The 25943-nt window shown below is 73.6% G+C and carries 25 protein-coding genes and 3 pseudogenes; 13 read left to right on the top strand and 15 right to left on the bottom strand.

The features are described 5' to 3' along the window. Positions 1–307 precede the first annotated feature (307 nt). The 3 genes and pseudogenes from R2E43_RS34560 to R2E43_RS34550 form a co-directional block, all read right to left on the bottom strand. On the bottom strand, positions 308–1339 hold the full coding sequence (locus R2E43_RS34560) for a hypothetical protein (protein ID WP_332056941.1): 1032 nt from the start codon (positions 1337–1339) through the stop codon (positions 308–310). Between the two features lie 158 nt (positions 1340–1497). After that, entirely contained in the window at positions 1498–1926 is a 429-nt protein-coding gene (locus tag R2E43_RS34555; protein WP_003977955.1) for a VOC family protein, read from the bottom strand. Between the two features lie 143 nt (positions 1927–2069). After that, positions 2070–2210 (bottom strand): annotated as a pseudogene (locus R2E43_RS34550) (ArsR family transcriptional regulator); the annotation flags it as partial. A 5-nt stretch (positions 2211–2215) separates the two neighbouring features. Here R2E43_RS34550 and R2E43_RS34545 point away from each other — a divergent pair. The 3 genes and pseudogenes from R2E43_RS34545 to R2E43_RS34535 form a co-directional block, all read left to right on the top strand. Next, positions 2216–2446: pseudogene (locus R2E43_RS34545) on the top strand (helix-turn-helix transcriptional regulator); the annotation flags it as partial. Then, complete coding sequence (locus R2E43_RS34540; RefSeq protein ID WP_030869150.1) at positions 2443–2757, top strand: hypothetical protein; 315 nt, start codon at positions 2443–2445, stop codon at positions 2755–2757. The pseudogene R2E43_RS34545 and the gene R2E43_RS34540, both read left to right, overlap by 4 nt. Before the next feature lie 115 nt (positions 2758–2872). After that, positions 2873–3157: pseudogene (locus R2E43_RS34535) on the top strand (MMPL family transporter); the annotation flags it as partial. Here the strand turns inward: R2E43_RS34535 and R2E43_RS34530 are convergent. Continuing rightward, the gene (locus R2E43_RS34530) at positions 3087–3509 is read right to left on the bottom strand and encodes a PPOX class F420-dependent oxidoreductase (protein ID WP_003977952.1); all 423 of its coding nucleotides are present in this window, start codon (positions 3507–3509) and stop codon (positions 3087–3089) included. The pseudogene R2E43_RS34535 and the gene R2E43_RS34530 overlap by 71 nt on opposite strands. A 93-nt stretch (positions 3510–3602) precedes the next feature. Further along, on the bottom strand, positions 3603–4493 hold the full coding sequence (locus tag R2E43_RS34525; RefSeq protein ID WP_011027435.1) for an NAD(P)-dependent oxidoreductase: 891 nt from the start codon (positions 4491–4493) through the stop codon (positions 3603–3605). Positions 4494–4625: 132 nt separating this feature from the next. Between R2E43_RS34525 and R2E43_RS34520 the strand changes: the two genes are divergently transcribed. Next, positions 4626–5090 carry a type II toxin-antitoxin system PemK/MazF family toxin gene (locus tag R2E43_RS34520; protein WP_011027436.1) on the top strand — a complete coding sequence of 155 codons (465 nt, stop codon included), beginning with the start codon at positions 4626–4628 and terminating at the stop codon, positions 5088–5090. Here R2E43_RS34520 and R2E43_RS34515 read toward each other — a convergent pair. After that, positions 5075–5914: a TIGR02452 family protein gene (locus R2E43_RS34515; protein WP_030869145.1), complete on the bottom strand. Its 840-nt coding sequence runs from the start codon at positions 5912–5914 to the stop codon at positions 5075–5077. The genes R2E43_RS34520 and R2E43_RS34515 overlap by 16 nt on opposite strands. A gap of 286 nt (positions 5915–6200) precedes the next feature. Between R2E43_RS34515 and egtA the strand changes: the two genes are divergently transcribed. From egtA to egtD, 4 genes are read left to right on the top strand one after another with little or no spacing between them, the layout of a single operon-like run. Next, on the top strand, positions 6201–7502 hold the full coding sequence (egtA, locus tag R2E43_RS34510) for an ergothioneine biosynthesis glutamate--cysteine ligase EgtA (protein WP_193484559.1): 1302 nt from the start codon (positions 6201–6203) through the stop codon (positions 7500–7502). After that, a complete protein-coding gene (egtB, locus tag R2E43_RS34505) occupies positions 7499–8839 on the top strand; it encodes an ergothioneine biosynthesis protein EgtB (protein ID WP_193484561.1) in 1341 nt (446 codons plus the stop codon). Before egtA ends, egtB begins: the two co-directional genes overlap by 4 nt. After that, on the top strand, positions 8839–9654 hold the full coding sequence (gene egtC / locus R2E43_RS34500) for an ergothioneine biosynthesis protein EgtC (RefSeq protein ID WP_136209103.1): 816 nt from the start codon (positions 8839–8841) through the stop codon (positions 9652–9654). The genes egtB and egtC overlap by 1 nt, the downstream gene beginning before the upstream one ends. After that, positions 9651–10622 (top strand): L-histidine N(alpha)-methyltransferase, encoded by a 972-nt coding sequence (gene egtD, locus R2E43_RS34495; RefSeq protein WP_016325533.1) that lies wholly within the window; start codon positions 9651–9653, stop codon positions 10620–10622. The genes egtC and egtD overlap by 4 nt, the downstream gene beginning before the upstream one ends. A gap of 36 nt (positions 10623–10658) precedes the next feature. Here the strand turns inward: egtD and R2E43_RS34490 are convergent, their stop codons facing one another. Then, the gene (locus R2E43_RS34490; protein WP_011027442.1) at positions 10659–11927 is read right to left on the bottom strand and encodes an extracellular solute-binding protein; all 1269 of its coding nucleotides are present in this window, start codon (positions 11925–11927) and stop codon (positions 10659–10661) included. Positions 11928–12177: 250 nt separating this feature from the next. Here R2E43_RS34490 and R2E43_RS34485 point away from each other — a divergent pair, with 250 nt between their 5' ends. Continuing rightward, on the top strand, positions 12178–12393 hold the full coding sequence (locus R2E43_RS34485; protein ID WP_016325534.1) for a dodecin: 216 nt from the start codon (positions 12178–12180) through the stop codon (positions 12391–12393). A 33-nt stretch (positions 12394–12426) separates the two neighbouring features. On the opposite strand, the gene R2E43_RS34480 is transcribed toward R2E43_RS34485, so the two are convergent. Next, the gene (locus tag R2E43_RS34480; RefSeq protein WP_003977943.1) at positions 12427–12918 is read right to left on the bottom strand and encodes a phosphatase domain-containing protein; all 492 of its coding nucleotides are present in this window, start codon (positions 12916–12918) and stop codon (positions 12427–12429) included. 250 nt (positions 12919–13168) lie between these two features. Between R2E43_RS34480 and R2E43_RS34475 the strand changes: the two genes are divergently transcribed. Together R2E43_RS34475 and R2E43_RS34470 are read left to right on the top strand one after the other, a co-directional pair. Continuing rightward, positions 13169–14188: an LLM class flavin-dependent oxidoreductase gene (locus R2E43_RS34475; protein ID WP_030869131.1), complete on the top strand. Its 1020-nt coding sequence runs from the start codon at positions 13169–13171 to the stop codon at positions 14186–14188. A gap of 42 nt (positions 14189–14230) precedes the next feature. Next, positions 14231–16576, top strand: a complete 2346-nt coding sequence (locus R2E43_RS34470) for an ATP-binding cassette domain-containing protein (RefSeq protein WP_030869127.1) — start codon at positions 14231–14233, stop codon at positions 16574–16576. Between the two features lie 42 nt (positions 16577–16618). Here the strand turns inward: R2E43_RS34470 and R2E43_RS34465 are convergent, their stop codons facing one another. The 6 genes from R2E43_RS34465 to R2E43_RS34440 form a co-directional block, all read right to left on the bottom strand. Beyond that, positions 16619–17614, bottom strand: coding sequence for a DUF2382 domain-containing protein (locus R2E43_RS34465; protein ID WP_030869124.1), 996 nt, complete (start codon positions 17612–17614; stop codon positions 16619–16621). A 72-nt stretch (positions 17615–17686) separates the two neighbouring features. Then, on the bottom strand, positions 17687–18514 hold the full coding sequence (locus tag R2E43_RS34460; RefSeq protein WP_189282783.1) for a lysophospholipid acyltransferase family protein: 828 nt from the start codon (positions 18512–18514) through the stop codon (positions 17687–17689). Continuing rightward, positions 18514–19284 (bottom strand): GNAT family N-acetyltransferase, encoded by a 771-nt coding sequence (locus tag R2E43_RS34455; RefSeq protein ID WP_003977938.1) that lies wholly within the window; start codon positions 19282–19284, stop codon positions 18514–18516. Before R2E43_RS34455 ends, R2E43_RS34460 begins: the two co-directional genes overlap by 1 nt. 281 nt (positions 19285–19565) lie before the next feature. After that, positions 19566–20312 carry a succinate dehydrogenase/fumarate reductase iron-sulfur subunit gene (locus R2E43_RS34450; RefSeq protein WP_011027448.1) on the bottom strand — a complete coding sequence of 249 codons (747 nt, stop codon included), beginning with the start codon at positions 20310–20312 and terminating at the stop codon, positions 19566–19568. After that, positions 20309–22258, bottom strand: coding sequence for a fumarate reductase/succinate dehydrogenase flavoprotein subunit (locus R2E43_RS34445; protein ID WP_003977936.1), 1950 nt, complete (start codon positions 22256–22258; stop codon positions 20309–20311). The genes R2E43_RS34450 and R2E43_RS34445 overlap by 4 nt, the downstream gene beginning before the upstream one ends. Before the next feature lies 1 nt (position 22259). Next, a complete protein-coding gene (locus R2E43_RS34440; protein ID WP_016325539.1) occupies positions 22260–22931 on the bottom strand; it encodes a succinate dehydrogenase cytochrome b subunit in 672 nt (223 codons plus the stop codon). Positions 22932–23062: 131 nt separating this feature from the next. Between R2E43_RS34440 and R2E43_RS34435 the strand changes: the two genes are divergently transcribed. Next, positions 23063–23947 (top strand): LysR family transcriptional regulator, encoded by an 885-nt coding sequence (locus tag R2E43_RS34435; RefSeq protein WP_003977934.1) that lies wholly within the window; start codon positions 23063–23065, stop codon positions 23945–23947. Positions 23948–23981: 34 nt separating this feature from the next. On the opposite strand, the gene R2E43_RS34430 is transcribed toward R2E43_RS34435, so the two are convergent. Next, the gene (locus R2E43_RS34430; protein WP_011027450.1) at positions 23982–24881 is read right to left on the bottom strand and encodes an NAD(P)H-binding protein; all 900 of its coding nucleotides are present in this window, start codon (positions 24879–24881) and stop codon (positions 23982–23984) included. Positions 24882–25058: 177 nt separating this feature from the next. On the opposite strand from R2E43_RS34430, the gene R2E43_RS34425 reads away from it, so the two are divergent. Then, positions 25059–25895: a LysR family transcriptional regulator gene (locus R2E43_RS34425; protein ID WP_003977932.1), complete on the top strand. Its 837-nt coding sequence runs from the start codon at positions 25059–25061 to the stop codon at positions 25893–25895. The last annotated feature ends 48 nt before the right edge of the window (positions 25896–25943 follow it).

Here is a 25943-nt window from a genome sequence, read left to right as displayed (position 1 = left end):
CGCCGAGAGCCCCGGCGAACCGAACGCGACAGCCCGTCCACCACGCCCCGCCCGGCGCACCCGGCGCAACGCCCATCGCGCCCCGCCCCGAACCGGCCGACCGGACGCGGAGGCCCGTCGGACCCCCGCCCCGCACGCCCGCCGCGCACGCCCGCGCCGGCACATCCGCACCCGGGCCGGGCCGGGCGGGGCAAGCAACCGAAGGCCCCGGCGAACCGTGCCCGGCACCCCGGGCGCCACACGCGCCCCGTCGGGACACCCGGCCCCGGACCGACCCGTCGAACGCGGAAGAAGACCGCACGCCCCCTCAGGCCTGCGGCGACGCGTCCGCGCGCAGGCCGGGGAAGCACCGGCGGGCCTCGGCGAACAGGCCCGGGTAGTCGGTGCCGTGGGTGACCGCGGCGGCGAAGAGGGCGCCGAGCGCGGCGCGCAGGGGGTCCGGATCCGCGGCGGCACGCAGGGCGGGCAGGGCCAGGGCGCGGCACAGTGGGGCCCCCTGGCCCGCGCCGGGCGGGTCGGGCGCGGTGAGGGCGGTGCGGGCGTCGGTGAAGAAGCGGTCCCAGGCCCGCCGGGGATCGTCGAACGGGGCCGGCAGGGGCTCGCCCCGGTCCAGCGCGGCCAGCGCGGGCGCGATCCAGTCGACGCCGTCCAGTCCGGCGGCGGTGAGGGCCCGGCGGGCGGCCCAGCGGGCGAGGCCGCGCTGGGTGGCCGGGCACGCCGCGTCGACGGCGTCGAGCAGCTCCCGGTCCAGCGGTACGAGCCCGCGCGCGTCGGCACCGGCCTCCCGCACCCGCCGGCTGGGCAGCCGGCCGCCCCAGGACCGGATCTCGGCACGCTCCCGCTCGGTCCGCGCCCCCGGAACGGTCGGCTCCAGGGCGCGCGCGCAGCGGTGCCGGTGTGCGGCGCTGCGCGAGGTCTGCCTGACCACCCGGTCCGCGGTGGGCGGCGCCGGCCAGAACTGCAGCAGATACTGGCCGACCGGTCCCGCGTCCCGGACCGTGGCGGACGCGGCCCCCGCACCGCCGTCCATGCCGCGTCCGCAGTAGCGCACCCGGTGGTCGGCGGCCGGCAGGGCCCATTCGCACAGTGCGCCGCGGCCGCAGGGCAGGACGGCGGTCGAGGCGGTCAGCGGGCGGAAGGACGTCTCCACCACGTCCTCCCAGCGGTCGTCGAGGGGCGGCGCGGTGCCGTGCACCTCGACGGTCAGGGCGACTTTTCCACTGCTCAGGCCCGTGCAGAGGAAGAGGCAGCCCGGGACGGCCGCGCCGCACAGGCCGTTGGTCTGCCCGGCGCAGGCCTCCGACGGCACCGGCGCCCACGGCCCGGGACGGCTGTCCACGTGGAACCGCCCGTGGACGACCGGTAGTTCACCCCTGTACACCGTCCGCATCCGCACGGCCAGTCCCCCTCGCATCCGGCACTTCGAGGCCACCAGTATGCGGAGGGGGTCTGACAACGGTCCCGGCCATGGGCCGGTGACGGCCTCGGGGACGCCGGTCAGCAGGCCCCGGGCACGTCCTCGGTGACGCCGTTCAGCGGCGAGGCGGGGTCGCTGCCGTAGGGGCGGGTGAAGGCCTCCATGCCGTGCCCGGACGGGTCGGTGAAGTACACGCCCCGGCCGCCGTCGTTGCGGTTGATCCTGCGCGGGTGCCGGCCGGGCGGGTCGGCCTGGATGGGGATCCGGCCCTCGACGAGCCGGGCGAGGATGCCGTCGAAATCGTCCTCGGAGACGAGGAACGCGTAGTGCTGCACGGGGATGTCGATGTCGACGGTGGCGAAATCGAGGGTGACGCCGTTGGCGGTCGTCACGGGCAGGAACATTCCGGCCGGTTCGCCGACCTCGAGACCGAGGACTTCGGCGAGGAAGTGGGCGGACTTCTCCCTGTCCTGGGAGAGAACGATGGTGTGGTTGAACTCGACTGACACGGGGCAATGCCTCCACGGGCATCTCCGCGGCGCCTCCATGCCTCACCCGGACGGTGACCGACACGCGATGCCGCGTGATGATCATACTCCCCGGACCCGCCCCCGCGTCCACCCCCGAACCGCCCCTGACCCACCCCCTGATCGATCAGGCGGGCCAGTGCGCTGACGTAGTTCCGGCTCTCCAGGAGCGCCGCGACGATCCGCATGCGGTGCGGGTTGCCCAGCGCGGAGAGCACCTTGAGCAACTCGTCACCGGTCAATGCCGGAGGTGGGGCCTCGGGCATCGCACGGCACGGGCCGTCCGCTGCTGCACATGCACCTGCGGCGTCTGGAGGCCGCGGGCCTGGTGACCGGCACGCTCGAGGTCGCGGAGGACGGCAAGACGGTGAAGTACTACGACGTCACCCCGTTCTTCCACGAACTCACCCCGCGGGTCGTCGCGCAGGCGGCCGCGACGCTCACCGACACCACCGAGACCGACCGGACCACCGGCCGGAGTGCGAAGGAGGAAGCGAAGTGAACGAGGACGTGGTGACTCTCGCCGCAGGGGCCGAGGAGCTGGGGGTCCTGGTCGGCGCCGTGGGCGCGGCCGGGTTCTTCGGCCTGATGATCGTGATCGTCTGGCAGGTCGCCGCCACCTGGCGGGACCGGATGCCGGCGGCACGCGAGGGGCAGTACAAGGAGCTGGCCACGCGGTACGCGCGACTCCTGGAGGACACGGTGGAGTTGCAGCGCCGCACGGTGGAGGAGCAGCGGCAGACCCTCGACGAGCTGACCCGGAGCCGGCTCGCGGTCGGCTCGATGGAGAAGATGATGCGCGAGATCGAGTAGACGCCGCCACCGGGCGCCGCCGCACATGTACGGCCGGGAGCCGCAACTCCCGGCCGTACCACGGCGGAACACACCCGACACCCGACATCGCCAGATGTCGGGGGGTGATCACCTCGCCGGCGTCGTGCTCGCCGTGGCCTTCGCCGTCTTCGCGGGGCTGCCGCTGGTGACCGTGGCGCAGCCGGGCGTCCTGGTCGGGATCGGGGTCCTGCCGGACGCCTTCCTGGTGCGTACGGTGCCGGTGCCCGCCCTCGCGCTCGACCCGGACCGCCGGTTCTGGTGGCCGGGCGCGCTGGGCCGGCGCCCGGCACGGCAGGAGGCGCCGTCCGTCAGCCCGACTGGGAACTGTCCTTCAGCTCCCCCCAGCCGTGCCAGCGCTCCACCTCGATCCAGGCGCTGACCCGGGGACGCTCCCGGTTCGGGTACGGGTTGCCCGTGTAGTGCCGGGAGAGACGGTCGATGCCGGAGAGGTCCTCGTCGTCGCTCATCTCGGCGACGCGGCCGATGAGGGTGACGTGGGTGTACCAGTCGTCGCCCGAGAGGACGGTGAGGGTGACGCGCGGGTCGCGGCGCAGGTGTCCCAGGCGCACGCGGCCCGCGTCGAGGTTGATCAGCACCCGGCCGTCGTCGTCCCACACGTACCAGGTGGGCGTGGAGACGGGGGCGCCGTCCTTGCGGAGGGTGGCCATGACGCACGGGTTGGGGCGGCGCAGCAGTTCGACGGCCTCGGGCGGCAGCGGCGGCTTCGACATGCGGACTCCTCGCGGTGTGGTGTGGTCCGGCACCGGGTCCGAGTCCGGGCGCCGGTGTCGGGGTGTCTCATGCACCCGGTACCCCGGGTGGGCTCAGTCGCTCGCCTTCTCCTCGAAACTGGCGAAGTAGGCCGCCGCCATGTCCTCGTCGCCGTGTCCCTGGGCGGCGGCCCGGGCGAAGCGTTCCGCACCGGCCGCGGCGAGGTCCAGCCGGACGCCGTTCGCCTCGCCGGCCTCGACGATCAGGCGGGCGTCCTTCTCGGCGGTGGCGACGGCGAACTGGGCCGGCCTCAGCGCGCCGTCGCGGATCAGGCCGGCCTTGGCCCGCAGGTAGCCCATGTCGAGCGGACCACCGGCGATGGCGTCGAAGAAGGTGTCCGGGTCGACGCCCAGGGCCTTGGCGAGCGAGAGGGTCTCGCCGCCGGCGTTGGTGACGGCGAGGACCCAGCTGTTGGCCACCAGTTTCAGCCGGGTGGCGCTGCCGGCCGCGCCGTCCTCTCCGGTCCACACGGTGCGCGAGCCGACGGCGTCGAACACGGGCGCCACGGTGTCGCGCGCCTCGCCCGGACCCGCCGCCAGCACCAGCAGCTGACCGGCCTCGGCGGGCTGCCGGGTGCCGAGGACGGGGGCGTCGAAGAAGACGAGGCCCCGCTCGTGGGCGTAGGCGGCCAGGTCGGCGACCGCGTCGACGCCCGCGGTGGTGGACTGCGCCCACACGGTGCCGGGCCGCAGGCCGGGCTCGGCCCGCCGCATCACGTCGAGGGCGGCCGGGCCGTCGTACAGCATCGTGAGGACGACGTCGGCGCCGCGTACTGCCTCCTCCGGGCTGCCCGCGACATGCGCGCCGTCGGCGGCCAGCGGCTCGGCCTTGGCGCGGCTGCGGTTCCAGACGCGGACGGCGTGTCCGGCGCGGGCGAGGTTGCGGGCCATCGCGGCACCCATGATGCCGGTGCCCAGGACGCTCACGGTGAGCTGGTCGGTCATGACGTCGCCTTCTGACTCGTACTGTCTCGTGTCGCCGGTGGCCGGGCTCCTGCGAGCCGGGCCCGGGGGCCAGCCTGCCACCGGACGCGGGTCCCCGCGCGTCCGCGCGGACCCGTCCCGTACGGTACGGCCGTGAACGCCTTCACCGACGACATCGACAGCAACGGCGAGACCGCCCCGGGCCGTTACGGCCCCGCCGCCACCACCGAGGCCGACCCGCGGGAGGTGGGCCGGGTGCGGACCGAGTACTCCCCCGCGCACGACGGCGATCCCGATCCCGGTGAGATCGTCTGGACCTGGGTGCCCTACGAGGAGGCGGACGGCCGCGGCAAGGACCGGCCCGTGCTCGTGGTGGCCCGGGAGGCGGCCGGGACGGTGCTGGCCGTGCAGCTGTCCAGCAGGCGGCACGACGGGGACCGGGAGTGGGTGCCGATCGGCAGCGGGCCCTGGGACCGCTCCGGGCGGGACTCCTGGGTCGACGTGGACCGGGTGCTGCGGCTGCACGACGCGGGGATGCGCCGCGAGGCGTGCGCCCTGGACCGGATGCGCTTCGACCTCGTACGGCAGCGGCTGCGGGAGCGCTACGGCTGGACCTGACCTGGGCGGACGGCACCCTCCGGGAAGGCCCGCTCGAAGGCCGCCCGGACGGTGGCGCCCGGGGTGCGGTCCAGGATGCCGAAGGCCACCCGTTCGAAGGCACCGGCGAACCGCCCGCCGGGCCCGAGCAGTGTCCGGAACGCGCCCGCCACCTGAGCGGGGTCGTTGCGGAACACGCCGCAGCCCCAGGCGCCGAGCACCAGCCGCCGGTACCCGTGGGCCGCGGCCGTCTCAAGCACCCGCTCGGCGCGCCCGGCGAGGGCGGCGGGCAGGCCGGCGGCGCGCTCCGGGGCCGTGCGCAGCACCACGCCCGCGTTGGGCGCGGCGGAGGTGAGGAACCCGGCCGTGAACGGCTCGTCCAGCAGGCGGCCCCGGTCGTCCCGGAACACGGGTACGCCGGGCGAGTGGACGACGCGGTCCGTGTAGAACGGGTCGCGGTGGGCCCGGTGGTGGTCGTAGAACTCGCGCGCCCGCAGCAGGCAGGTGTACAGGGCGGAGGCCCGGCACAGGGCCTCCTCCTGGGCCTGGGCGCCATTGAGGTAACCGCCGCCGGGGTTGCGCGCGGAGGCGAAGTTGAGCACGGCGACGTCGCCGCCGAGCCGCCGGGCGGCCTCCAGGCTGCTCTCGCCGGTGACCTCGAAGGCCGTGCGCGCCCCGGCCGGAACGGTCACCTCGACTGGCCCCGGCCCGTACATCCGCGTACCGTCCCGGGCCGCCCCGACCGCGGCCGCCAGGGGCACCTCACGCCCGTCGGACGTGCGGTAGGACCCGGCCGCGACGATCTGCTCCGTCTGCTGTGCGATGCCCCGCAGGCGCGCGCTCACGGCGCCACCCCCGTGGACGCCGTGACCGCGCGCGGCGCGGTCTCCCCCGTCGTGCTCATGCGGGAATCCTGGGTGATGCTGAGGGTGCGGTGCAACGGAGTTTCCCGACCGGCGAACGACGTGGAAAACCCTCGGAAACGGGCGAATCACGGAGATTACCGAGCGGGAACGTCCCGAAATGCATCCTTGTGCGGAGCGGCACGAGGGTCTTGGGTGGGACGAGTGTGCCGGCCCGGCCCACCGCAGAGGGGCCGGCGGCATGGTGGAATCTCAGGAGGATCCCGACATGTCCGATTCGGTTGGTGGCTGCATCCGGCCCCGTACCGCGGTCAGTGAGGCCGAGGTCGAGGCGCTGGTCCGCGGCATCTGCTTCAAGACCGGTCCGCCCAGGCTCCTCGGCGTCGAGGTGGAATGGCTCGTCCACGAACTGCGCGCGCCGCGGCTCCCCGTGTCACCCGAACGGCTCCAGGCGGTGTACACCGCGCTGCGGGCCGTGCCCCTGAGGTCGGCGCTGACCGTCGAACCCGGCGGCCAGCTGGAGCTGAGTTCGCTCCCCGCCGCCTCGCTGACGGAGTGCGTCCGCTCCGTCTCCGCCGATCTGGAAGCCGTCCGCGCCGTGCTGCGCGAGGACGGCCTCGCCCTGGTCGGCCTCGGCCACGATCCCTGGCACCCGCCGCGCCGCTACCTGCGGCAGCCGCGCTACGACGCCATGGAGTCCTGTCTCGACCGCACCGGCCCCGGTGGCCGCTTCATGATGTGCGCCTCGGCCTCGGTGCAGGTGTGCGTGGACGCCGGGCACGAGGAGCCGGGGCCACTGGGACACGTGCGCCGGTGGTGGCTGGCCCACCACCTGGGCGCGGTCCTGCTGGCCGCGTTCGCCAACTCCCCGCTGTCCGGCGGGCACCCCACCGGCTGGCGGTCCACCCGGCAGCTGCGGTGGACGCAGATCGGCGCCGGGCGGGCGGGCGGTCCCCCGCTGGACAGCGACCCGCGCGGCACCTGGGCGCGGCACGTGCTGGACGCCCCGGTGATGTGCGTGCGCCGCGACGGCGGCCCCTGGGACGTGCCGGAGGGCCTGACGCTGCGGGAGTGGACCCGCGAGCTGGTGCCCCGGCCGCCGACCCGGGAGGACCTCGACTACCACCTCACCACGCTCTTCCCGCCGGTCAGGCCGCGCGGCCACCTGGAGCTGCGCATGATCGACGCGCAGCCCGGGGACGACGGCTGGATCGTGCCGCTGGCGGTGACCGCCGCGCTGTTCGACGACCCCGAGGCCACCGAGACCGCCTACCGGGCCGTCAAGCCCCTGGCGGAGCGCACCCTGGGCCTGCCCGCGCCGCACAATCCGCTGTACGAGGACGCGGCCCGTGACGCCCTCACCGATCCCGAGCTGCGCGAGGCGGCCGTCACGTGTTTCACCGCGGCACTCTCCGCGCTGCCCCGGCTCGGCGCGAGCACCGGGGTGACGGACGCCGTCGCCGCGTACCGGGAGCGCTACGTCCTGAGGGGCCGCTGCCCCGCCGACGATCTGCTGGACATGCCGGGCGGCGCGGACCGTGGCCCGCACGGGAGGGAGACCCGCTCATGACCGACCCCACCGACGCGCCTGCGACCACCACCGCCGAGGCACTGCGGGAGCGGGCCCTGACCACGCTGGTCACCGCCCGCGAGCGCACCACGCTGCTCACCAGCTGTGTGGAGGGTCCCGACCTGACCGCCCAGGTGTCGCCGCTGATGTCCCCCCTGGTGTGGGACCTGGCGCACATCGGCAACCAGGAGGAGCAGTGGCTGCTGCGCGCGGTCGCCGGGCAGGAGGCGATACGCCCGGAGATCGACAGCCTGTACGACGCCTTCGAGCATCCGCGCTCCGAGCGGCCGAGCCTGCCCCTGCTGTCGCCCGCCGAGGCCCGCAGGTACGCCTCGGACGTGCGCGGGCGGGCCCTGGACGTGCTGGAGGCCACCGCGTTCGACGGGACGCGGCTGACGGAGGCGGGCTTCGCCTTCGGGATGATCGCCCAGCACGAGCAGCAGCACGACGAGACCATGCTGATCACGCACCAGCTGCGCAAGGGGCCGCAGGCGCTGACCGCGCCCGACCCGGATCCGGTGCCGCTGTTCACCGGGCCGGCCGAAGTCCTGGTGCCGGGCGGCCCGTTCGCCATGGGCACCTCGACCGAGCCGTGGGCCCTGGACAACGAACGCCCCGCGCACCGGCGCGAGGTGGCGCCGTACTTCATCGACACCGTCCCGGTGACCAACGGCGCCTACCGGGCGTTCATCGACGACGGCGGCTACGACGACCCGCGCTGGTGGACCCCCGAGGGCTGGGACCACATCCGCCGGCACGCCGTCACCGCCCCGCTGTTCTGGCGCCGGGACGGCGGGCAGTGGCTGCGGCGCCGCTTCGGGGTGACCGAGGCGGTACCGCCCGACGAGCCGGTGCTCCACGTGTGCTGGTACGAGGCCGACGCGTACGCCCGCTGGGCCGGGCGCCGGCTGCCCACCGAGGCCGAGTGGGAGAAGGCCGCGCGGTACGACCCGGCCGGGGACCGCGCCATGCGCTATCCCTGGGGCGACGCCGACCCGGGCCCGGAGCACGCCAACCTCGGGCAGCGGCACCTGCGCCCGGCTCCTGCGGGCAGCTACCCGGCCGGTGAGTCGCCGCTCGGTGTACGGCAGTTGATCGGCGACGTCTGGGAGTGGACGTCGAGCGACTTCGCCCCGTACCCGGGTTTCAGGGCGTTCCCGTACAAGGAGTACTCGGAGGTGTTCTTCGGCCCCGAGTACAAGGTGCTGCGCGGCGGTTCGTTCGCCGTGGACGCGGTGGCCTGCCGGGGCACGTTCCGCAACTGGGACTATCCGGTCCGGCGGCAGATCTTCTCCGGGTTCCGTACGGCCCGGTCGGCGTCGGCGGAGGTCGCCTGATGTGCCGGCACCTGGCCTATGCGGGCCCCGCGGAACCCCTGGGCGACCTCCTCGTGGCGCCGCCGCACGGTCTGTACCGGCAGTCGTGGGCGCCGCGGCACCAGCGGTACGGCACGGTGAACGCCGACGGGTTCGGCGTCGGCTGGTACGCCGACGGCGACCCGGTGCCCGCCCGGTACCGCCGGGCGGGGCCGATCTGGGCGGACCAGTCCTTCGCCGACCTGGCGCGGGTGGTGCGGACCGGTGCGCTGCTCGCGGCGGTGCGGGACGCGACGCTGGCCGGTGCCGACGCGGAGGCGGCCGCGGCGCCCTTCGCCGCGGGGGCCTGGCTGTTCAGCCACAACGGTGCCGTGGCGGGCTGGCCGGGGTCGCTGGCTCCGGTGGCCGCGACGCTGCCGCCCGGTGAGCTGCTGTCGCTGGAGGCGCGCAACGACTCGGCGCTCGTGTGGGCGCTGGTCCTGGCCCGGCTGCGGGCCGGGGACGACGAGGGCCGGGCGCTGACCGAGACGGTGCTGGAGGTGGCCGCGGCGGCCCCGGCCTCCCGGCTCAACCTGCTCCTCACCAACGGCTCCACCATCACCGCCACCACCTGGGGCGACACCCTGTGGTACCTGTCCCGCCCGGGGGGCGGCACGGTCGTCGCCTCCGAGCCGTACGACGACGACCCCCACTGGCGGGAGGTCCCCGACCGCACCCTGCTGACGGCGAGTCGCACGGACGTGCGACTGACCCCGCTCAAGGACCCGGGCGGGGCCGCCGCCCCCGCCCTCGGCCCGACCGACGCTTTCGTCTCTGCGAAGGAGCCCCGCACGTGAGCCAGTTCCGTCTGACCCGGACGCTGCCCGAGGACGCCACGGACGCCGCCCTGCGCGCCGACGTCCTGGCGGGCCTGACGAGCACGCCCAAGTGGCTGCCGCCGAAGTGGTTCTACGACGCGCGGGGCAGCGAGCTGTTCGAGGCGATCACCGCGCTGCCCGAGTACTACCCGACCCGGGCCGAGCGGGAGATCCTCGTCGACCGGGCCGGGGAGATCGCGGCGGCGACCGGTGCCCGCACCCTGGTGGAGCTGGGCTCCGGCTCCTCGGAGAAGACACGCGTGCTGCTGGACGCGCTCACCGAGCGGAACGGACTGCGCGGCTACGTGCCGGTCGACGTGAGCGAGAGCGCCCTCGTCCAGGCCGGACAGGCGCTCGTCGCCGAGCGCCCCGGCCTCCAGGTGCACGCGCTGATCGCCGACTTCACGGCCGGGCTGACGCTGCCCGACACGCCGGGCCCCCGGCTGGTGGCGTTCCTCGGCGGCACCATCGGCAACCTGCTGCCCGGGGAACGCGCCGAGTTCCTGGCCTCCGTGCGCTCCCTGCTCTCCCCGGGCGACACCCTGTTGCTGGGCACGGACCTGGTCAAGGACGAAGGGGTGCTGGTCCGCGCCTACGACGACGCGGCCGGGGTGACGGGCGAGTTCAACAAGAACGTGCTGTCCGTGGTGAACCGCGAGCTGGAGGCCGACTTCGCGCCCGCGGCCTTCGAGCACGTGGCGCTGTGGAACGCCGAACGGGAGTGGATCGAGATGCGGCTGCGCTCGCGCACCGCGCAGGCCGTGAAGATCCAGGCGCTCGACCTGGCCGTGGACTTCGCGGACGGGGAGGAGTTGCGCACCGAGGTGTCCGCGAAGTTCCGGCGGGAGGGTGTGCGGGCCGAGCTGGCGGCGGCCGGTCTCGACCTGGCCCACTGGTGGACGGACGGCGGCGACCGTTTCGCCCTGTCGCTGAGCGTGGCGCGCTGAGTCCGGGGCGCCGGCCCGCGCCCCGGCACCCGCCGGTCAGCGCGTGTTGACGTCCAGCAGTTCGGTGATGCGGTCGGAGGCCTTGCGGGCCTCCGACTTCGCCTTCGCCCCCTTGAGCACCTTCGTCATGTACTCCTTGATCGGGTTGTCCGCCTCGACCGCGCCCCACCGGGGCGTACCGGGGGTCGCCCGGCCCTGTGCGGCGCCGGCCGCCATGGCCTCGATCCCCTCCTCGCCGGAGACGTCCTTGGCGAGCGACTTCTTGTTGGGGACGTAGTTCATGGTGCGGGCCAGGTCGGTGTTCCACTTGGTGCTCACCAGCGCCTCGACCACGGCCCGGGCGCCGTCCTCCTGGTCGGTGTTCTTCGGGACGACGAGGTCGGAGCCGCCGGTGAAGACGGCGCCGGGCTTGTCGGCGCTCTTGCCGGGCACGGGGAAGAAGCCGATTTTGCCCTTGAGTTCGGGGTTCTCGCGCAGGATGGACTGGGCCTGGCCCGGCACCGCGATGATCTGTGCGATCTGTCCCTTCGCGAAGACCCCGGCCTGCGGCGGGTGTTCCTCGTCGGCGTCGACCGGGCCGTCGCCCAGGGCCTGCAGTTCGCGGTAGAAGGCCATGCCGCGCAGGGCCGCCGCGGAGTCCAGGGCGCCCGTCCAGACGCCGCCCTCGCCGTCCTGGGTGGCGAGTTCGCCGCCCTCGTCCCAGATGAGTCCGGAGAGCGTGTACCAGTCCTGCCCGGCCAGGTAGATGCCCTGGTCGCCGTTCTTGTCGAGCTTCTCCGTGGCGGTGAGCCACTCCTCGCGGGTGCGGGGCGGCTCGCCCACGCCGGCCTGCTCGAAGAGGTCCTTGCGGTAGATGACGACGCGGTTGGCGGCGTACCAGGGGATGCCGAACTGCTGGGACAGCCACTGCCCCGGTTCGGCGAGACCCGGCAGCCAGTCGCGGATGCCCCAGTCGCGCATCGACTCCAGGGTCAGGTCCTGCAGCCGGCCTCCCTCCGCGTACTGCGGGACCTGGGTGTTGCCGACCTCGATGACGTCGGGGCCGTCCGTGCCGTCGGCCTTCAGCGCGGCCTGCACCTTGTCGCCGATCCCGGTCCACTCCTGGATGCGGACGTCGAGGTCGAGGTCGGGGTGGTCGGCCTCGAAGCCCTCGGTGAACCGCTTCAGGAAGTCCTGCGAGGCACTGTCCTTCATCAGCCACACGGTGACGGTGTGCCGCTCGCTCCCGCCGTCCTGCGAGATCAGGCCGCAGCCGCTGAGCACGGTGGCGGACACACAGACAAGGGCGAGGAGGCGACGTCTCACGAGGGGTCCTTCTGACTGACGAACAGAGGGCGCGGACAGGTGTGTCCTGCACACGCGAAGGGAGACCCGACGTGGGGGACGAGCCCGAGGCTCGAACGGGTGTCTGGGATTTTGGTATGGACCATTACAAAGGTCAAGGGGAGGTACCGGTGGGTTCCGCCCCGAAGGCCGATGCCTCGCGCTCCGTCCCGTCTTGGGGCACGGTGGAGTGACGCAGGGCACACCGCTGCCCCGTGGAAGGGAGCACCGCATGTCGAACCACACCTACCGGGTCACCGAGGTCGTCGGCACCTCGCCCGACGGAGTCGACCAGGCCGTCCGCAACGCGGTCACGCGCGCCTCGCAGACCCTGCGCAAGCTGGACTGGTTCGAGGTGACGCAGGTGCGCGGCCAGATCGAGGACGGGCAGGTCGCGCACTGGCAGGTCGGCCTCAAGCTCGGCTTCCGCCTGGAGGAGTCCGACTGACGGCTTCGGAGGCCCCTTCGGCGGCCACGTCCCTCAGGTGCGGCCCTCGCGCTCCTGCGCCACGCGCAGTTCGGCCGACCGGGCCGCCCAGCGTGCCCTGAGCACGGGGAATCCGGCCCGTTCGGCGTCGTCGCAGACCAACTCGTCGTCGTCCACCAGGACCCGGACCTCACGGGTCCGCGCGAGCCGCCGCAGGATCTCCAGCTTGGTGCGCCGGGCGGGCCTGCGGTCGGCGTTGCCGCGCATGTGCACGGCACCGTCCGGCAGGCCGTGCGCGGCCAGCCAGTCGAGCGTGTCGCGCCGGCAGCGCTCGGGCCGTCCAGTGAGGTAGACGATCTCGCACTCCTTGGCGCTCTCCCGCACCAGCGCGATGCCCTCCGCGAGCGGCGGATCGTGCGGCGCGGCGGCGAAGAAGGCGTCCCAGTCACGGGGCCTGCGCTCCAGGAACCGTTGCCGGTGCGCGGTGTCGGCGAGGGTGTTGTCCAGGTCGAACACGGCCACCGGGGGCCTGCTGCTGTCGCTCACCCGCCCACCCTAGGGGGTGTCGTTCGGATCAGGCCGGCCGCGGCCGACGGTGCCTTGTGGCCGGCCCGAGCCGGGTCTGGTGCGTGCAGCTGCAAGGCGGAGGAGGGCGACAGGGCGAAGCCCCGGCAACCGACGACAACGCCGCAGATGCGCGTGCCGGACCCCGCTACCCCCGGCAAGATCCAAACGACACCCCCTAGCCAGGGCGCGCCGCCGGGAATCTGTGCGGCGTGCGGGCGTTGAAGACGGTGTGACCTCTGCACTCGCCGACACCCGCTTCTCCGTCCTCGACCGCTCCCGCATCCGGGCGGGCCGCAGTGCCGGGGAGGCACTGCGGGACACCGTGCGGCTGGCCCGGGAGGCGGAGCGGCTCGGGTTCCACCGGTTCTGGGTGGCGGAGCACCACGGCGTGCCCGGAGTGGCCGGCTCGGCGCCGACCGTGCTCGCGGCCGCCGTGGCCGGGGCCACGAGCCGTATCCGCGTCGGCACCGGGGGCGTGATGCTGCCCAACCACCGGCCGCTGGTGGTCGCCGAGCAGTTCGGCGTGCTGGAGTCGCTCTTCCCCGGCCGGATCGACATGGGGCTCGGCCGCTCGGTGGGTTTCACCGACGGCGTCCGCAGGGCGCTGGGCCGGGAGAAGGACGACGCCGAGGACTTCGACGCGCAACTGGCCGAGCTGCTCGGCTGGTTCCGGGGCACCTCGCCCACCGGCGTGCACGCGCGCCCCGCGGAGGGGCTGACCGTACCGCCGTTCGTGCTGGCCATGGGCGAGGGCGCGGCCGTCGCCGCCCGGGCCGGCCTGCCCATGGTCATCGGGGACCTGCGGGACCGGGACCGGATGCGCCGCGGCATCGACCGCTACCGAGCCGCGTTCCGCCCCTCCGGGTGGAGCCCGGAGCCGTACGTCGTCGTCTCCGGCACCGTCGCGGTGGCCGCCACGCCCGAGGCGGCCCGGCGGCTCCTGGTCCCGGAGGCGTGGTCCATGGCCGAGGCCCGCACGCGGGGCTCCTTCCCGCCGCTGCCGACGGCCGAGGAGGTCGAGGCCCGGACCATGACCGGCAAGGAGCGCGACCTGTACGAGGCCGGTCTCGCCGGCCACGTCACCGGCACCGAGGAGCAGGTCGCCGACGAGCTGGAGACGCTCGTGAAGGAGACGGGCGCGCAGGAGGTGCTGGTCACCACCAGCACGTACGACCGTGCCGCGCTGCTCGACTCCTACCGGCGGCTCGCCCGTGTCACCGGTACGGGGCCGCTCGACGCCCCGGCGTAGAATCGCGGGGTTTGTCCCACCCACCGTACGGAGCCCCCCGCGATGCACAGCCCCCACGACCCGTACGTCCGCGTGCGCGACGCCCGCGAGCACAATCTCAAGTGCGTCGACGTGGACGTCCCCCGGGACGTGCTGGCGGTGTTCACGGGCGTCTCCGGATCGGGGAAGTCGTCGCTGGCCTTCGGGACGGTCTACGCGGAGGCGCAGCGGCGCTACTTCGAGTCGGTCGCGCCCTACGCCCGGCGGCTGATCCACCAGGTCGGCGCACCCAAGGTCGGCGGGATCACCGGGCTGCCACCCGCCGTCTCGCTCCAGCAGCGGCGGGCCACGCCGACGTCCCGCTCCTCGGTGGGGACGGTCACCAACCTCTCCAACTCCCTGCGGATGCTCTTCTCCCGCGCCGGCACGTACCCGCCGGGCGCCGAGCGGCTGGACTCCGACGCGTTCTCGCCGAACACGGCGGCGGGGGCCTGCCCGGAGTGTCACGGGCTCGGCCGGGTGCACCGCACCACCGAGGAGTTGCTGGTCCCGGATCCCTCGCTGTCGATCCGGGACGGTGCGATCGCCGCGTGGCCGGGCGCCTGGCAGGGCAAGAACCTGCGGGACGTCCTGGACGCGCTCGGGTACGACGTGGACCGGCCCTGGCGCGAGCTGCCCGCCGAAGCGCGGGAGTGGATCCTGTTCACCGACGAGCAGCCGGTGGTCACGGTCCACCCGGTGCGGGAGGCGGGCCGCATCCAGCGGCCGTACCAGGGCACGTACATGAGCGCCCGGCGCTACGTGCTGAAGACGTTCGCGGACTCGAAGAGCGCCACGCTGCGGGCGAAGGCGGAGCGCTTCCTGACCAGCGCGCCCTGTCCGGTGTGCGGCGGCGGCAGGCTGCGGGCCGAGGCGCTCGCGGTGACCGTCGGCGGCCGCACCGTCGCCGAGCTGGCCGCGCTGCCGCTCGCCGAGCTGCCCCGTCTGCTGCCGACCGAGGGCGAGGCGGCCAAGGTGCTGGCCGAGGACCTCATCTCCCGGATCGCGCCCGTCGTGGAGCTGGGGCTCGGTTATCTGAGCCTGGACCGGCCCACCCCCACCCTGTCGGCGGGCGAGTTGCAGCGGCTGCGGCTGGCGACCCAGCTGCGCTCCGGCCTGTTCGGCGTCGTGTACGTCCTCGACGAGCCCTCGGCGGGACTGCACCCGGCGGACACGGAGGCGCTCCTGACGGTGCTCGAACGGCTGAAGGCGGCCGGCAACTCGGTGTTCGTGGTGGAGCACCACCTCGGTGTGATGCGCGGCGCCGACTGGATCGTGGACGTCGGTCCGCTGGCCGGGGAGCACGGCGGGCGGGTGCTGTACAGCGGCCCGGTCGACGGACTGGCCCGCGTCGCGGAGTCCGCCACCGCCCGTCATCTCTTCGACCGCTCCCCCGCGCCCGTGCGCGAGGTACGCACCCCGCGGGGCGCGGTGACGGTCGGTCCGGTCACCCGGCACAACCTGCGCGGGGTGACCGTGCGGGTCCCCCTCGGGGTGCTCACCGCGGTGACGGGCGTGTCCGGCTCCGGCAAGTCGACGCTGGTCGGCGAGATCACCGAGGACCTGCCGGGGGTGGACCGGCTGGTCTCCGTCGACCAGCGCCCCATCGGCCGCACCCCGCGTTCCAACCTGGCCACCTACACCGGCCTGTTCGACGTCGTACGCAAGGTCTTCGCCGCCACCGACCGGGCGCGGGAGCGCGGTTTCGGCGTGGGCCGGTTCTCCTTCAACGTCCCGGGAGGTCGCTGCGAGACCTGCCAGGGCGAGGGTTTCGTCAGCGTCGAGCTGCTGTTCCTGCCGAGCACGTACGCGCCGTGCCCCGACTGCGGCGGAGCGCGCTACAACCCCGAGACGCTGGAAGTCGCGTACCGGGGGCGGAACATCGCCGAGGTGCTGGACCTGACGGTGGAGGGCGCGGCGCAGTTCTTCACGGACACTCCGGCGGTGGCCCGCAGCCTGGCCGCGCTGCTGGACGTCGGTCTCGGCTATCTGCGGCTCGGCCAGCCGGCGACGGAGCTGTCCGGCGGGGAGGCGCAGCGCATCAAGCTCGCGAGCGAGCTTCAGCGGGGGCGCCGCGGGCACACCCTGTACCTCCTCGACGAGCCGACCACCGGTCTGCACCCGGCCGATGTCGAGGTGCTGATGCGCCAGTTGCACGGTCTCGTCGACGCCGGGCACACGGTCGTCGTGGTCGAGCACGACATGAGTGTGGTCGCGGGCGCCGACCACGTGATCGACCTGGGTCCGGGCGGCGGCGACGCGGGCGGCCGGATCGTCGCCGAGGGGACGCCCGCCCGGGTGGCGGGCGCAGCCGGGAGTGCCACGGCGCCCTATCTGGCCCGGGCCCTGGACGGCGGGGAGCGCCGGTGAAGTCGCTTCACCGGCGCCCGGTCCCGCGACCGCGGGGAACGGTCACTTGCCGCCCCGCCGCTTGTCGTCCCGGGCATTCTTCGTCTCACCCTCGGTGAACGACTCGGTCTCGGCCTCGATGCGCTCCTTGCGCACCTGGCCGCGCACCGTCTCGTTCTCCGTGAGCTCCTCCGTGGTCATCCGGACGCGCTCCACCGGTACCGTCTCCGTCTCCACGACGGGACGTTCCGCGTGCAGCGTGACCTCGTGCTCGGCCTCGCTGATCTCCGGTCCGGCCAGGGCCTCGTCACGGTTGGCGTCCGTGATGGGCTCGCGCACCACCCGCACTTCCTCGTGGGTGACCGGGACGGTCTGCTGGACCTCTTCCGTGACCACGTACTTGCGGAGCCTGGCCCGGCCGGACTCGTGGCGTTCGACGCCGATGTGCATCTGCTCCTCGGAGCGGGTCATGGCCTCGTCGCCGCGCATGCCCTCGCGCCGCATGGCGCCCTCGTCGCCGCGCATGCCCTCACGCCGCATGGCGCCCTCGTCGCCGCGCATGCCCTCACGCCGCATGGCGTCCTCGCGTCCGGTCCTGCCGCCCGCCGTTCCGGCGGCACCCGCCGCACCGGCCGTACCGGCCAGTCCCGCGGCACCAGCCGTCCCGGCGGCTCCGGCGGTGCCCGGTCCCGCGGCGAATCGGTCGTCGTCGGTGCGCTCGGCCTCGGACAGCACGCTGTCCCAGTTGATGCCGTAGTAGTCGTAGAGCCGGTGCTCCTCGGTCTCCGACAGATGGCCGCCCGCGTCGACGTCGACAGAGGGCGCGCCCTTGACCTGGTCCTTGCCGTAGGGAACCTCGAGGTGGTCCTGCACCAGTGCGGCGTCCCGGATGGGCACGAAGGACTCGGTGGAGCCGAACATGCCCGTCTTGACGCTCACCCACTCGGGGCGCCCGGTCATGTCGTCGAAGAAGACATGCTTCGCGTCGCCGATCTTGTTGCCGTCACCGTCGTAGACCGGTTGGTCCAGGACGTTGGCGATCTCTTCACGGGTGATCATCTGCCATCACCCTCCTTTCGAGTGCCTGCCTTCCGGTTGTCCGCATCCAGCGGTATGGAAACGGCACAAACCTCACAAAGCACACATACTTTTCGAAGGTGCTTTCCCCTGGTCACCGTGGACCGCGTACTCGGTGGCCCGGGCCAGGGCACGGCGGTCACGGTGGCGGCCGGGCGGTACGACGGGCCGCACCTCCACCTCGGCGGTCAGTCCGCGCGCCGACGCCACCCGCCACAGGGAGGCGAGCAGCGTGTCCACGCCCACGAACGCGGGCGTCGTGCTCACCGCCCGCTCCCCGGCCCGGTAGCGGATGCGGACCGGCTGGACCGGCACCCCGGCGTCCAGGGCGGCCTGGAACACCGCCCGGCGGAAGGGTCCGTGGGCCCGTCCGCACCACGTGCTGCCCTCGGGGAAGGCGGCCACGGCGGCGCCCGCGCGCAGGGCCCGCGCGATCGCGTCGACCGTGTCCGGCAGGGCCCGCGGCCGGTCCCGTTCGATGAACAGCACCCCGGCGCGCGCCGTAGGACCGCCCGCCACCGGCCAGCGCCCGATCTCGCTCTTGGCCAGCATCCTCGCGGGACGTACGGCGGCCAGCAGCGGGATGTCGAGCCAGGAGACGTGGTTGGCGACGAGGAGCAGCCCGCCCCGGGGGACGGCTGCCCCCGTGACGCGGACCCGGACGCCCGCGGCCCGCACCACCCACCGGCACCAGCGCCGCACCAGGACCGCGGGCAGCCTGCGCCGCAGGCCGCAGGGGGCCAGCACGACGGCGATCCCGGCGAGGAGCAGCACGGCGACCGCGGTGAGGCGCAGCACGGCGCGCGGTACGGCCGCCGCCGCCCGGGTCCGGTCCACGCACGCGGCGGGCGTGCAGGGCGCGAGGGGCAGCCAGCCGCCCATCAGGCCGGTGCCAGCGAGAGGAAGTGCCGCAGGTAGCGCGGGTCGACCCGGTTCATCGGCAGCAGCACATACAGGTCCGCGACGCCGAAGTCCACGTCGTGCGCGGGCTCGCCGCAGACCCAGGCGCCCAGCCGGAGGTAGCCGCGCAGCAGCGCCGGCAGCTCGGTGCGGGCGGCGGGCGCCGCCGGGCGGGGGACCCACGGCAGCAGCGGCCGTACCCGGTACTCCTCGGGCGCCAGGTGCTTGGTCCGCACCCGGTCCCAGGCTCCGGCGGCGAGGGCGCCGCCGTCGGCGAGCGGGAGGGAGCAGCAACCCGCCAGCCAGGCGTGGCCGCGGTCGGTCATGTAGCGGGCTATGCCGGCCCAGACGAGTCCGATGACGGCGCCGTCGCGGTGGTCGGGGTGCACACAGGACCGGCCGACCTCGACCAGGGAGGACCGGATCGGGTCCAGTGCGGCGAGGTCGAACTCGCTCTCCGCGTACAGGCGTCCGGCGACCGCGGCGCGCTCCGGCGGCAGCAGCCGGTAGGTCCCGACGACCTGCCCGGTCGTCTCCTCGCGCACGAGCAGGTGGTCGCAGTACGCGTCGAAGGCGTCGACGTCGTGGCCGGGCTGCGGGCTCGCCAGCAGCGCGCCCATCTCCCCGGCGAACACGTCGTGCCGCAGCCGCTGGGCGGCCCGCACGTCGTCCTCGTCGCGGGCGAGGGCGACGGTGTAGCGGCGGGGAGCGGCGGGCTTCGGGGGACGGTCAGCGGTCAGTACGCCGGTCATGGGTGCTCTCCTGGTCGTGAGAACGGTGGTCGTGGGGACGGCTCCGCCCCAGTTCTTCCCACGCCGGCTGTACTGCACATGACGACCGCCGGGAGCGCGGATGTGCGCTTCCTGAATGCCGGGAGCGAAAGCGAGACGGGGCCGGGGGGAGCACCTCCCCCGACCCCGCCCGTCCGCACTGTGCCGGCGAACGTTCACTGAACGCGCCCTGAAGGGGCGCGGGAAACTGCGCGACCAACCACGACGGACCCGCGGCCACCCGCAACAGCACTCCTACGGCGCTACCGCTGCGCCTTGCGCGTGGCCCGCAGCCACTCCTTGTTCATGCTGGTGATGGACACCAGGGGGATGCCCTTCGGGCACGCCGTCGCGCACTCGCCGGTGAGCGTGCAGCCGCCGAAGCCCTCCGCGTCCATCTGCCCGACCATGTCCAGCACCCGCGTCTCCCGCTCGGGCGCGCCCTGCGGCAGGACGTTCAGGTGGTTCACCTTCGCGGACGTGAACAGCATCGCCGCCCCGTTCGGGCACGCGGCGACGCACGCGCCGCAGCCGATGCACTCCGCGTGCTCGAAGGCGAGGTCGGCGTCCGGCTTCGGCACCGGCGTGGCGTGCGCCTCCGGTGCGGCCCCGGTGGGCGCGGTGATGTAGCCGCCGGCCTGGATGATCCGGTCGAAGGCCGAGCGGTCGACGACGAGGTCCTTGACGACCGGGAAGGCGGAGGCCCGCCAGGGCTCGATGTCGATGGTGTCGCCGTCCTGGAAGGACCGCATGTGCAGTTGGCAGGTGGTGGTCCGCTCGGGGCCGTGGGCGTCGCCGTTGATGACCAGCGAGCAGGCGCCGCAGATGCCCTCGCGGCAGTCGTGGTCGAAGGCGACCGGGTCCTCGCCCTTGAGGATGAGCTCCTCGTTGAGGGTGTCGAGCATCTCCAGGAAGGACATGTCGCTGGAGATTCCGTCCACCTGGTACGTGGACATGGCGCCGTCGGCGTCGGCGTTCTTCTGCCGCCAGACGCGCAGGGTGAGCTTCATGCGTAGCTCCGCTGGGTGGGGTGGACGTACTCGAAGACCAGGTCTTCCTTGTGCAGGGTGGGGGCGTCGCCGGTGCCGGTGAACTCCCAGGCCGCGGCGTAGCCGAACTCCTCGTCCCTGCGGGCCGCCTCGCCGTCCGGGGTCTGGGACTCCTCGCGGAAGTGGCCGCCGCAGGACTCGGCGCGGTGCAGCGCGTCGAGGCACATCAGCTCGGCGAGTTCCAGGTAGTCGACGATGCGGTTGGCCTTCTCCAGCGACTGGTTGAACTCCTCGCCGGTGCCGGGGACCTTGATGCGCCGCCAGAACTCCTCGCGGATCTGCGGGATGCGCTCCAGGGCCTTGCGCAGGCCGGAGTCGGTGCGGGCCATGCCGCAGAACTCCCACATCAGCTCGCCCAGTTCCCGGTGGAAGGAGTCCGGGGTGCGGTCGCCGTCCACGGACAGCAGCAGGTTCAGCCGGTCCTCGGTCTCGGCCAGCACCTCCTGGACCACCGGGTGGTCGTCGTCGACGTCGTCCCCCAGCGGGTTGCGGGCGAGGTAGTCGTTGATGGTGGCCGGCAGTACGAAGTAGCCGTCGGCCAGGCCCTGCATCAGCGCGGAGGCGCCGAGCCGGTTGGCGCCGTGGTCGGAGAAGTTGGCCTCGCCGATCGCGAACAGGCCGGGGACGGTGGTCTGGAGGTCGTAGTCGACCCACAGTCCGCCCATCGTGTAGTGCACCGCCGGGTAGATCCGCATGGGCACCCGGTACGGGTCCTCGTCGGTGATCCGCTGGTACATGTCGAAGAGGTTGCCGTACTTGGCCTCGACCGCCTTGCGGCCCATGCGCTTGATCGCGTCGGCGAAGTCCAGGTACACGCCCTGGCCGCCGGGACCCACTCCCCTGCCCTCGTCGCAGACGTTCTTCGCGGCGCGGGAGGCGATGTCGCGCGGGACCAGGTTGCCGAAGGACGGGTAGATGCGCTCCAGGTAGTAGTCGCGCTCGTCCTCGGGGATCTTGTTCGCGGGCCGGTCGTCGCCCTTGGCCTTGGGCACCCAGATCCGGCCGTCGTTGCGCAGCGACTCGCTCATCAGCGTCAGCTTGGACTGGTGGTCGCCGGTGCGCGGAATGCAGGTCGGGTGGATCTGCGTGAAGCAGGGGTTGGCGAAGTAGGCACCGCGCCGGTGCGCCCGCCAGACGGCGGTCGCGTTGGAGTTCATGGCGTTGGTGGAGAGGTAGAAGACGTTGCCGTAGCCGCCGCTGGCCAGGACGACGGCGTCCGCGTAGTAGGTGTCGATCTTCCCGGTGACCAGGTCCCGGGCGACGATGCCGCGGGCCCGGCCGTCGACGACGATCAGGTCGAGCATCTCGGTGCGGGCGTGCATCTCGATGGTGCCGGCCGCGATCTGCCGGCTGAGCGCCTGGTAGGCGCCGAGCAGCAGCTGCTGCCCTGTCTGGCCGCGGGCGTAGAAGGTGCGGGAGACCTGCACGCCGCCGAAGGAGCGGGTGTCGAGCAGACCGCCGTACTCACGGGCGAACGGCACGCCCTGCGCCACGCACTGGTCGATGATCTCGACCGAGATCTGCGCCAGCCGGTGGACGTTGGACTCGCGGGAGCGGAAGTCGCCGCCCTTGACGGTGTCGTAGAACAGGCGGTGGATCGAGTCGCCGTCGTTGCGGTAGTTCTTCGCGGCGTTGATGCCGCCCTGCGCGGCGATGGAGTGGGCCCGGCGCGGGGAGTCCTGATAGCAGAACTGGACGACGTGGTAGCCCTGTTCGGCCAGGGTCGCGCCCGCGGAGCCGCCCGCGAGGCCGGTGCCGACGACGATGACGGTCTTGCCGCGCCGGTTGGCGGGGTTGACCAGCTTCGCCTCGAAACGGCGCGTGTCCCAGCGCTCGTTGACGGGTCCGGCGGGGGCCTTGGTGTCGGCGACCGGCTCCCCGGTCGTGTAGTCGGCGTAGGTTGTCATGTCAGCTCACCACTCCGGTCATGACGCCCACGGGTACGGCGATGAAGCCGATCGTGAGCAGCAGCGCGAGGACGTTCGCGGTCGTCTTCAGGGCCCGGTCGCGCGTCCGGCTGCCGGCGCCGAGGGTCTGGGCGGCGCTCCAGAAGCCGTGCTGGATGTGCAGGCCGAGGGCGAGCATCGCGACGATGTAGATGACGTTGCCGTACCAGGTGGAGAAGGTGTCCACGACGTTCTGGTAGGGCTTGCCCGTCTCGAAGCCGCCGGAGTGCACGGTGCCGGTGGTCAGGTCGAGGATGTGCCAGACGATGAACAGACCGAGGATGATCCCGCCCCAGCGCATGGTGCGCGTCGCGTAGCTGGAACGGGCCTTCTTGTGCACGTACTTGCTGGGCCGCGCCTTGATGTCGCGGCGGCTGAGCTGGTACGCGGAGACGGCGTGGGCGACGACGGCGACCACCAGCACGACGCGGATCAGCCAGAGCGTCCACTCGTAGTGCATGAACGGCTCGCCGACCGTGCGCAGCCAGTGGGCGTAGTGGTTGAACTCCTCGACCCCGAAGTAGATCTTCAGGTTCCCGATCATGTGGGCGACCAGGTAGAGCAGCATGACGAGACCGCTGACCGCCATCACTGTCTTCTTGCCGACGGTCGAGTCCCACACGGTGCGCGCCATGGACGGCCGTCGGTCCGTCCGCGTTGCCAGAGCCATGTCACAGGACGTTACGGGGACCATGCCTCATCGGTCCAAGACATGGAACGCCTGGATTCCATAGGGAATGCCTATCGACCACGTATGCTCGCGATATGCAGTTGCAACAGCTCCAGTACTTCGTGGCGGTCGCCGAGACCCGGCACTTCACCCGGGCCGCCGAGGTGGTCCACGTGGCGCAGCCCTCGCTGTCGCAGCAGATCAAGGCGCTGGAGCGGGAGCTGGGCGCCGACCTGTTCCTGCGGGCGCGCGGGAACATCACCCTCACCGACGCCGGGGAGGCGCTGCTGCCGCTGGCCCGGCGCATCCTGGCGGACGCGGACACCGCCCGGCACGAGGTGCTGGAGCTGGCCCAGCTGCGCCGCGGCCGGGTCCGGCTGGGCGCCACCCCGAGCCTGTGCACCGGCCTGCTCCCGGACGTGCTGCGCGCCTTCCACGACCGCTATCCCGGCATCCAGCTGCTGATCGAGGAGGGCGGCTCGCACGACCTGGTGCGGGAGCTGGCGCGCGGTGCGCTGGACCTCGCCCTGGTCGTGCTGCCGCTGCCCACCGCGTCACCGGCGCTGACCACGGTGGAGCTGCTGCGGGAGGACCTGGTGGTGGTGTCCTCCCCGGAGTCGCCCCGGCCGGGCGGCGGGCGCCGTGCCGTGCGCATCACCGACCTGGAGGGGGAGCGCCTGGTGATGTTCCGGCACGGCTACGACCTGCGGGAGCTGACCGTGGCCGCGTGCCGCTCGGCCGGGTTCGAACCGGACTTCGCCGTGGAGGGCGGGGAGATGGACGCGGTGCTGGGTTTCGTCAGGGCCGGGCTCGGCATGGCGGTCGTCCCGCGGATGGTGGCCGCCCGCTCCGGACGCGGACTGCGGGTGACCCCGCTGGCCCGGCCCGGCCTGTACCGGACGATCGCCCTGGCCCACCGCAGCGACGTGGCTCCGCCGCGGGCGGCGCGGGAGTTGCAGCGGATGCTGCTGGAGCGGTGAGGGACCGCCCCGGTTCAGTGGCCCGGAGCCGCCGTCAGGCGAGCGTGGCCGGCCTGAGGACCTCCTCGCACCAGCGGCCAAAGCTCGTGGACGCGGTGTCCGGGGTGCTGGGCTCGGCCGCGCCGTAGAAGCCCTGGGCGTCCATCGCCGAGGCCATGTCGGCCAGGCCCTGGGCCCCGCTCTCGCTCGCCCCGAACCGCAGGGCGGACGCCTTGTAGGCCTCCGGGGTGGTCTCCCGTACCCGTACCGGACGGCCCAGTACGTCGGCCAGCACCTCGGCCATGCCCTCCGGGGTGAGGTCGTCGGGGCCGACGAGCGGGACGTCGGCGCGGCCGGTCCAGGAGTCGTCGAGGAGCAGACGGGCGGCGGTGGCGGCGATGTCGGCGGTCGCGCAGGTCCGCAGGACGCGGTCGGCGGCGTACGCCATGCGGAACTCGCCGGTGTCGCGCAGCGCGGCCGCCTGCCCGAGCAGGTTCTCCATCAGGAAGGGCGGGCACAGCGCCCGGTAGTGGACGCCGGTGGCCGCGATCCGGTCGTCCATGGCGAGCGAGGCGGAGATCGGTCCGGCGTCCTTCGCCACGCCGCGTCCCAGGCTGGAGACGGCGACTACGCGTGCCACGTCCCGTCGCGCGATCACCTCGCACAGCGGCAGCGTGAAGTCCCGGAAGTGGCCCTCGACGCTGTCGGCGCCGGGCGCGGGCGGCACCAGCCAGAACACCTGGTCGGCACCCTCACAGGCCGCGCCCAGGACCTCGGGGTCGGCGTGCGAGCCCTGGAACACCTCGGCCCGCTCCCGGGTCCGGGCGGTGAGACGGCCGGGATCGCGGGCGATGACGCGCAGGGCGGGCCCGTCGTCCCGGGCGCCGAGGGCGTCCAGGACGTTGTCGAGGACCTGCCGGCCGATTCCGCCGGTCGGGGTGGTGATGACGATCACGAGCACAACTCCGGTTCAGGGAAGGAGAAGAGAGGATGCGCGCCGGGCGGGGAGCCTGTTGCCGTTCGCTCTCCGGCGCTCTCCCATCCTGTGCGCCGGGCGGCCGGAACTGAAGGACCGATCGGGTCCCGCTTGTTACCCTGAGGGCAATACCGGGCGCACTGGAGGAGGCGGGACATGGAGTCGCGTTCCCTGCGCTACTTCGTGGCGGTCGCCGAGGAGCTGAACTTCGCGCGGGCCGCCGAGCGGCTGGGCATCTCCCCGCCGCCGCTGTCCAGGGCGATCCGCCGGCTGGAGGCCGAGCTGGGTGTCACCCTGTTCGAGCGGACCACCCACAGGGTCGCCCGGACCCCGGCCGGGGACGTGCTGCTCGCCGAGGCGCGCGTCGCGCTGGACGCGCTGGAAGCGGCCGGGCGGCGGGCCCGGCGCGCGGCCGAGGGACCGAAGCTGGTGCTGGCCGTGAAGGCCGACGGGGACGCGGGGCTGCTGGAGCCGATCCTCGCCCGCTACGCGTCGGAACCCGATGCCGTGCCGGTCGCCGTCCGGCTGTGCGGGTGGCAGGAGCAGCCGCGGCTGCTGCGTGCCGGCGAGGCGGACGTCGCCCTGGTCCACGCGCCGTTCGACGGCACCGGCCTCGACACCGAGACACTGGCCGCCGAACCGCGCGTCGCCGTCCTCGCCGCGGACCACCCGCTCGCCGCCCGCGACCGGCTGGAGCTGGCCGACCTCGGCCTCGACGCGGGCAGCGTGGAGCGGCACATCGACGAGGCCCGGCGCGGCCACGACGACCTGGCCCAGGTGCTCACGGCGGTCTCCCTCGGCAAGGTCGTCACCCTGCTGCCCGCGTCGGTGACCGCCCGCTACCCGAGGCCGGGCGTCGTCTATCGCCCGGTCCCGGAGGCGCCGCCGGTCGTCCTGGCCCTCGCCTGGCCCGAACGGTCCCGCTCGACGGCGACCGCGGCCCTGGTCCGGGTGGCCGCGGAGGTCGCCGAAGCGGCCCGTAACGGTGCTTGAGCGGCGGGGCTTGAGCCGGGCGGCGGCCCGCACGACCCCGTCGTCCGA

It is taken from the genome of Streptomyces violaceoruber, from assembly GCF_033406955.1.
Lineage (GTDB): Bacteria > Actinomycetota > Actinomycetes > Streptomycetales > Streptomycetaceae > Streptomyces > Streptomyces violaceoruber.
The sequence above is the reverse complement of the archived record's forward strand: the minus strand, read 5'-3'. Positions and strand labels throughout refer to the sequence as shown.

Excerpts from the sequence above, each read along its gene's own strand:
- R2E43_RS34530 (WP_003977952.1), bottom strand. The coding sequence starts at position 3,509 with ATGTCGAAGCCGCCGCTGCCGCCCGAGGCCGTCGAACTGCTGCGCCGC.
- R2E43_RS34525 (WP_011027435.1), bottom strand. The coding sequence starts at position 4,493 with ATGACCGACCAGCTCACCGTGAGCGTCCTGGGCACCGGCATCATGGGT.
- egtA (WP_193484559.1), top strand. The coding sequence starts at position 6,201 with ATGTCCGATTCGGTTGGTGGCTGCATCCGGCCCCGTACCGCGGTCAGT.
- egtB (WP_193484561.1), top strand. The coding sequence starts at position 7,499 with ATGACCGACCCCACCGACGCGCCTGCGACCACCACCGCCGAGGCACTG.
- egtC (WP_136209103.1), top strand. The coding sequence starts at position 8,839 with ATGTGCCGGCACCTGGCCTATGCGGGCCCCGCGGAACCCCTGGGCGAC.
- R2E43_RS34485 (WP_016325534.1), top strand. The coding sequence starts at position 12,178 with ATGTCGAACCACACCTACCGGGTCACCGAGGTCGTCGGCACCTCGCCC.
- R2E43_RS34470 (WP_030869127.1), top strand. The coding sequence starts at position 14,231 with ATGCACAGCCCCCACGACCCGTACGTCCGCGTGCGCGACGCCCGCGAG.
- R2E43_RS34465 (WP_030869124.1), bottom strand. The coding sequence starts at position 17,614 with ATGATCACCCGTGAAGAGATCGCCAACGTCCTGGACCAACCGGTCTAC.
- R2E43_RS34460 (WP_189282783.1), bottom strand. The coding sequence starts at position 18,514 with ATGGGCGGCTGGCTGCCCCTCGCGCCCTGCACGCCCGCCGCGTGCGTG.
- R2E43_RS34455 (WP_003977938.1), bottom strand. The coding sequence starts at position 19,284 with ATGACCGGCGTACTGACCGCTGACCGTCCCCCGAAGCCCGCCGCTCCC.
- R2E43_RS34450 (WP_011027448.1), bottom strand. The coding sequence starts at position 20,312 with ATGAAGCTCACCCTGCGCGTCTGGCGGCAGAAGAACGCCGACGCCGAC.
- R2E43_RS34445 (WP_003977936.1), bottom strand. The coding sequence starts at position 22,258 with ATGACAACCTACGCCGACTACACGACCGGGGAGCCGGTCGCCGACACC.
- R2E43_RS34440 (WP_016325539.1), bottom strand. The coding sequence starts at position 22,931 with ATGGCGCGCACCGTGTGGGACTCGACCGTCGGCAAGAAGACAGTGATG.
- R2E43_RS34435 (WP_003977934.1), top strand. The coding sequence starts at position 23,063 with ATGCAGTTGCAACAGCTCCAGTACTTCGTGGCGGTCGCCGAGACCCGG.
- R2E43_RS34425 (WP_003977932.1), top strand. The coding sequence starts at position 25,059 with ATGGAGTCGCGTTCCCTGCGCTACTTCGTGGCGGTCGCCGAGGAGCTG.